5 protein-coding genes and 1 pseudogene are annotated in these 6,084 nt (G+C 62.2%); all 6 read left to right on the plus strand.

What is annotated here, in order from left to right; translation table 11 throughout:
* Window positions 1-143 precede the first annotated feature (143 nt).
* The gene (locus tag EOA36_RS24330; RefSeq protein ID WP_006205443.1) at window positions 144-1,154 is read left to right on the plus strand and encodes a DNA-directed RNA polymerase subunit alpha; all 1,011 of its coding nucleotides are present in this window, start codon (window positions 144-146) and stop codon (window positions 1,152-1,154) included.
* A gap of 104 nt (window positions 1,155-1,258) precedes the next feature.
* On the plus strand, window positions 1,259-1,687 hold the full coding sequence (rplQ, locus tag EOA36_RS24335) for a 50S ribosomal protein L17 (RefSeq protein WP_127279754.1): 429 nt from the start codon (window positions 1,259-1,261) through the stop codon (window positions 1,685-1,687).
* 182 nt (window positions 1,688-1,869) lie between these two features.
* On the plus strand, window positions 1,870-3,363 hold the full coding sequence (locus EOA36_RS24340; RefSeq protein WP_127279755.1) for a DegQ family serine endoprotease: 1,494 nt from the start codon (window positions 1,870-1,872) through the stop codon (window positions 3,361-3,363).
* Window positions 3,364-3,403: 40 nt separating this feature from the next.
* Entirely contained in the window at window positions 3,404-4,711 is a 1,308-nt protein-coding gene (locus EOA36_RS24345) for a replication-associated recombination protein A (protein WP_127279756.1), read from the plus strand.
* 29 nt (window positions 4,712-4,740) lie between these two features.
* Window positions 4,741-5,388: a DUF930 domain-containing protein gene (locus EOA36_RS38410; protein ID WP_245464456.1), complete on the plus strand. Its 648-nt coding sequence runs from the start codon at window positions 4,741-4,743 to the stop codon at window positions 5,386-5,388.
* A 158-nt stretch (window positions 5,389-5,546) separates the two neighbouring features.
* Window positions 5,547-6,084: pseudogene (locus EOA36_RS24355) on the plus strand (aspartyl/asparaginyl beta-hydroxylase domain-containing protein); the annotation flags it as partial.

The following is a 6,084-nucleotide window of genomic DNA, read 5'->3' on the forward strand; positions in this document are numbered from 1 at the left end:
AGCGTGGTCAGGGTCTTCTTCTTCGACGAGAACTCGATCTTGTTCGGCTTGATCAGTTCCTGCCAATTTTTCTGGATCATGATGCTTTCCTTCCGTTGACCCGCCACGATTGGATGGTGGCGGGTCAACGGAAGGAAAGCATCATGATCCAGAAAAATTGGCAGGAACTGATCAAGCCGAACAAGATCGAGTTCTCGTCGAAGAAGAAGACCCTGACCACGCTGGTCGCCGAACCGCTCGAGCGTGGCTTTGGTCTTACCCTCGGCAACGCGCTGCGCCGCGTGCTTCTGTCTTCGCTGCGCGGTGCGGCTGTCACCGCCGTGCAGATCGACGGCGTATTGCATGAATTCTCGTCCATCGCCGGTGTGCGCGAGGACGTGACCGATATCGTCTTGAACATCAAGGAAATCGCCATCCGCATGGAAGGCGACGGCCCCAAGCGCATGGTCGTGCGCAAGCAGGGCCCGGGTGCGGTTCTCGCCGGCGACATCCAGACGGTTGGCGATGTCGAGATCCTCAACCCCGACCACGTCATCTGCACGCTGGACGAAGGCGCTGAAATCCGCATGGAATTCACCGTCGACACCGGCAAGGGTTACGTGCCGGCCGAGCGCAATCGCGCCGAGGACGCGCCGATTGGCCTGATCCCGGTCGACAGCCTCTATTCGCCGGTCAAGAAGGTCTCCTACAAGGTCGAGAACACCCGTGAGGGGCAGGTTCTCGACTATGACAAGCTGACCATGACCATCGAGACCGATGGCTCGATCTCGGGCGAGGACGCGGTGGCTTTCGCCGCCCGCATCCTGCAGGACCAGCTTGGCCTGTTCGTCAACTTCGACGAGCCGCAGAAGGAAGTCGCCGCCGAAGCCGTCACCGAGCTCGCCTTCAACCCGGCGCTGCTCAAGAAGGTCGACGAACTCGAGCTTTCGGTGCGTTCGGCCAACTGCCTGAAGAACGACAACATCGTCTACATCGGCGATCTCATCCAGAAGACCGAAGCCGAGATGCTGCGCACCCCGAACTTCGGCCGCAAGTCACTGAACGAGATCAAGGAAGTGCTGGCGGCTATGGGCCTGCACCTCGGTATGGAAGTGCCGGACTGGCCGCCGGAAAACATCGAAGACCTCGCCAAGCGTTACGAAGACCAATATTGAGCATGAACTCCAAGGATCGGCGGCGTGAGCCGCTCGGTCCGACGGTCATGCGGAAAACCATCAGAGGCCGTGGCCTCTTGAACAACTGAAGAAGGAAAAGAGCCATGCGCCACGGTTTCAAAGGCCGCCGCTTCGCCCGCAGCATAAGCCACCGCAAGTCGATGTTCGCCAACCTGGCGGTGTCGCTGCTCGAGCACGAGCAGATCGTCACCACCTTGCCGAAGGCGAAGGACTTGCGTCCGATCGTCGAGAAGCTGGTCACGCTCGGCAAGCGCGGCGACCTGCACGCCCGCCGCCAGGTGATCGCGCAGATCGGCAATGAAGGCGTCGTCAAGCGCCTGTTCGACACCATCGCCCCGCGCTACGCCACCCGCAACGGCGGCTACCTGCGCATCATGAAGGCGGGCTTCCGTCACGGCGACAATGCCGCGATGGCCGTCATCGAGTTCGTCGACCGCGACACCGACGCCAAGGGCGCCGGCGACCGCGCCCGCCTTGAGGCGGAAGGCACGGACGAAGCCGCGGCCGCATAAGGCTTCGTCCTTTCCAGATTGAATTAAAGGGGCCTGCGGGCCCCTTTTTCATATTCTGTGCGCGCCAAGCCGTGCCCAAAACTATTGATTGGCGCGAAAATAATCGGATTTCAGCGGCTTAGCCTTTCATTTTGCACATTCGTCGGGACAATGCGCCCGAACTCGCCTTGGAGGATTCGAGAATGCTCGCCAAAAGACTGTCCCTTGTTCTGCTTTGCGCCTTCATGGTGTTCGCAGCCGCACCGGCAGTCCGGCAGGCGCTGGCCGAGGACGCCGCCAAGCCCGCCGATCCGGGGCTCTCCGATGTGCTGACCGACCTGCTGCATGGCGTTGAAGGCGAGAATGCCACTTCAGGCCCGGACAAGCGCGTGCCGTTCGGTCGTGAGGAAGTGCAATTGTCGTTCGCGCCTCTGGTCAAGCAGACCGCGCCGGCCGTGGTCAATGTCTATGCCTCGCAGACAGCCAAGGTGACATCGCCTTTCGAAGGCGATCCGTTCTTCGAGGAGTTTTTCGGCCGCGCCCAGCCGCGTGCTCAGTCTTCCCTGGGCTCGGGTGTGCTCGTTGATCCGAGCGGTGTCATCGTCACAAATTTTCACGTCATCAAGGACGCCGACGAGGTCAAGGTGGCGACCGCCGATGGCCGTGAATTCGCCAGCAAGGTGATGCTGAAGGACGAAACGCTCGACCTTGCCGTGCTCAAGATTGAGTCCGACAAGCCGTTCCCGGTGATCGCCATCGGCGATTCCGACGCGCTCGAAGTCGGCGACCTGGTGCTGGCCATCGGCAATCCCTTCGGCGTCGGCCAGACCACCACCAGCGGCATCGTTTCCGCCCTTGCGCGCAGCCATATCGGCGTCTCGGACTCGGGCTATTTCATCCAGACCGACGCCGCCATCAATCCCGGTAATTCCGGCGGCGCGCTGATCAACATGGGCGGCCAACTGGTCGGCATCAACACCGCCATCTACAGCCGCAGCGGCGGCTCGATCGGTATCGGCTTTGCGATCCCAGCCAACATGGTGCGGGCTTTCGCCGATGCCGCCAAGGCCGGCCTCGATTTCTTCGAACGGCCCTATATCGGCGCCGAGTTCGAAGCGGTGACGCCGCAGATCGCCGAATCGCTCGGCATGGAAAAGCCGACCGGGGCGCTGGTCTCGTCCGTCGACGCGACAGGCCCCGCCGGCAAGGCAGGACTGAAGCCGGGCGATGTCGTGCTGCAGATCAATGGCAAGCCGGTCGAGAGCATCGAGGCGCTCGACTATCGCATGGCGACGCTGTCGATCGGCGCCAAGGCGAATTTCGCGATCCTGACCAAGGGCCAGCAGGCAGCGATGGATATCGCGTTGGAGCGGGCGCCGGAGGGTGCGAAAGCCTCGGAAGTGATGCTGCATGGCCGCAGCCCGTTCTCGGGCGCCAAGGTCTCGGAACTGTCGCCGCGGCTTGCCCAGAAGCTCGGCCTGCGCACGGACCTCAAGGGCGTGACGGTGATCGACATCAACCGTGATTCGCCGGCCGCCGATTTCGGTTTCCAGCCGGGCGACATCGTGCGCGAGGTCAACGGCACCAGCATCGACACCGCCGCAACGCTGGCGCAGGTAGCCCAGCAGGATACGCGCTGGTGGCGCTTTACCGTCGAGCGCGGCGGGCAGATACTGCGCCAGGTGTTGCGTTACTGAGTTCGATCTGAAGGATCGCGCTCCAAACCAAAAGAAGTGCATGGCCGATCTGTTCAGTGTCGATGAACCGGAAAAGGTGCCGCCCGGGCGGCCGCTGGCCGACAGGCTGCGGCCGAAAAACCTTGGCGAGGTCGTCGGCCAGGAGCATCTGACGGGTCCCGATGGCGCGCTGACCCGGCTGATCGGTTCCGGTTCGCTGGGGTCGATGATCTTCTGGGGTCCGCCCGGCACCGGCAAGACCACGGTGGCAAGGCTGCTTGCCGGCGAAACCAGTCTTGCGTTCGAGCAGATATCGGCCGTGTTTTCCGGCGTCGCCGATCTGAAGAAAGTGTTCGAGGCGGCCAAGCTGCGCCGCGCCAACGGGCGCCAGACGCTGCTCTTCGTCGACGAGATTCACCGCTTCAACCGCGCCCAGCAGGATTCTTTCCTCCCCGTCATGGAGGATGGGACGGTGGTCCTGGTTGGCGCCACCACCGAAAATCCATCCTTCGAACTCAACGCGGCCTTGTTGTCGCGCGCACGGGTCATGGTCTTCCATTCGCTCGGCGAAGACAGCATCGCCAAGCTGATGATAAGGGCGGAGGAGACGGAGGGCAGGGCGCTGCCGCTCGATGACGAGGCGCGGGCGATGCTGATCCGCATGAGCGATGGCGACGGACGTGCATCGCTGACATTGGCCGAGGAAGTCTGGCGTGCAGCCAAGCCTGGCGAGATATTCGATCCCGAAGGGCTGCAGCGCATCGTCCAGCGCCGTGCGCCAATCTACGACAAGGGCCAGGATGGCCATTACAATCTGATCTCGGCGCTGCACAAGTCGGTGCGCGGCTCGGATCCGGATGCCGCGCTCTACTATCTGGCGCGCATGTTCGATGCCGGCGAGGATCCGCTCTATCTTGGCCGCCGGCTGGTGCGTATGGCGATGGAGGACATCGGGCTGGCCGATCCGCAGGCACTGGTCGTCGCCAACGCCGCCAAGGATGCCTATGACTATCTCGGCTCTCCCGAGGGCGAGCTCGCTTTCGCCGAGGCCACCGTCTATCTCGCCACCGCGCCGAAATCCAACGCCGTCTATACGGCCTTCAAGGCAGCCACGCGGGCCGCGAAGGAACATGGCTCGCTGCTGCCGCCCAAGCATATCCTCAACGCGCCGACCAAGCTGATGAAAGAGGAGGATTACGGCGCCGGCTACCGTTACGACCATGATGAGCCGGACGCCTTTTCAGGCCAGGATTATTTTCCCGAAAAAATGGGTCGACAGACCTTCTACGATCCGCCTGAACGTGGTTTCGAGCGCGATATCAGGAAGCGGCTCGACTACTGGGCAAAGCTGCGCAAAGAGCGGGAATAGCCGGTTTGCGGAGTCCGGTGGCCTTGGCGGTGCGAAACGAGGCCTCGCCTTGGGGGATTTCCACTTCGGTTCTCCTGCACGCGCTGCTCGCCGCCACGGTTATGTTGATGCCACTGCCGAAGCCCCCGAACCGGCGTGAGGAGGAGGAGCGCGTGTCGGTCGCCATCCTGACGCCACAGCAGTTCGAGGCTTCGACAAGACCCCCTTCACCGCCCGCCGAGGGGCCCGGCGCACCCATACCCGCGGCCCCTGCGCCGACGCCAAGCGCTCCCCGGTCTCCCGTCGCGCCGGCCATGATTCACCCGACGCGGATGCTGTCGGCCAAGACGCTCGCCGACCCGCGCAGCAAGCAGGCCCGCGCCGATCTCGAGACCTTCGCGTCCGACGAGCGCATGGTGCAGCTTTGCAATCTGGAGGCCATGGATCAGATCCGCCAATGGCGCGCGGATTTCCAGCCGGAGCGAGTGGTGCCCTACGCAACCGCCGAGGAAAAGATCACCGGCACGACGATCGCCGCCGATGGTGCGGCTTTTCGCAGCGGTAAAAACTGGTACAGTCTGAAGTTCAAATGCCAGCTCGCGCAGGACGGCGAAAGTGTCATCGGCTTTGAGTTTCTGGTCGGCGATCCCGTGGCCAGGGACAAATGGGACGAGCTTGGCTTGCCGGCGGTGCATTGACAGCCCGGCAGGCTCCACCAAGGCAGCCAGCCCGGCGGGATACCATGGCCGTTGTGCGGTGACCCAAAAAACCTTATCAAGGCGCACGGTCGGGCGGTGGCCGTTGCCATGATTTGGGCACCTCATTCGCAACAGGATCGCGCGTCGCGCGTGGAAAAATGACAAAAACCCTTCGCAAAACCCTTCGCAAATTCGCCATTGCCATCCCGCTTCTCGCCCTTGGCTTTTATTTCATCCCGATCCTGACGACGATCTTCATCGTCTGTGGCCTGATCGACGTGCTGCGCAACAACAGGAAGGATCTGGCGCTGTTCAGCGGCTACTTCCTTGGCAACGGGCTCTTCACCTGGTTGCTCTCACCCTTCAACCTGCTGGTCGATCTTCTGTGCTACAGAAATCCGGGCGTGTGGAAGCTGGAGCAGTTTCCCGCCGACTATCAGCGTGAGGTCAACGAGGTCCTTGATGTCTTCAAGGCGCGCAAGGACGAGATCATCGCCGACATCGACGCCAATTTCGGCACCGGCCGGCGTGGCATGTATGTCTATCAATGGTACGGCAAGCACCGGATCGACAACGTCGCTGAATTCAACAAGGATTTCAAATACATCAAGACCATTGCCGTTTCGGTCTTCAGGGGCAAGGAATCGACCTCCTGGCATTTCGGGCCGCTGCGGCTCAGCCTGCGCATTCTCTACA

The organism is Mesorhizobium sp. M8A.F.Ca.ET.021.01.1.1 (assembly GCF_003998025.1).
Classification (GTDB): Bacteria; Pseudomonadota; Alphaproteobacteria; order Rhizobiales; family Rhizobiaceae; genus Mesorhizobium.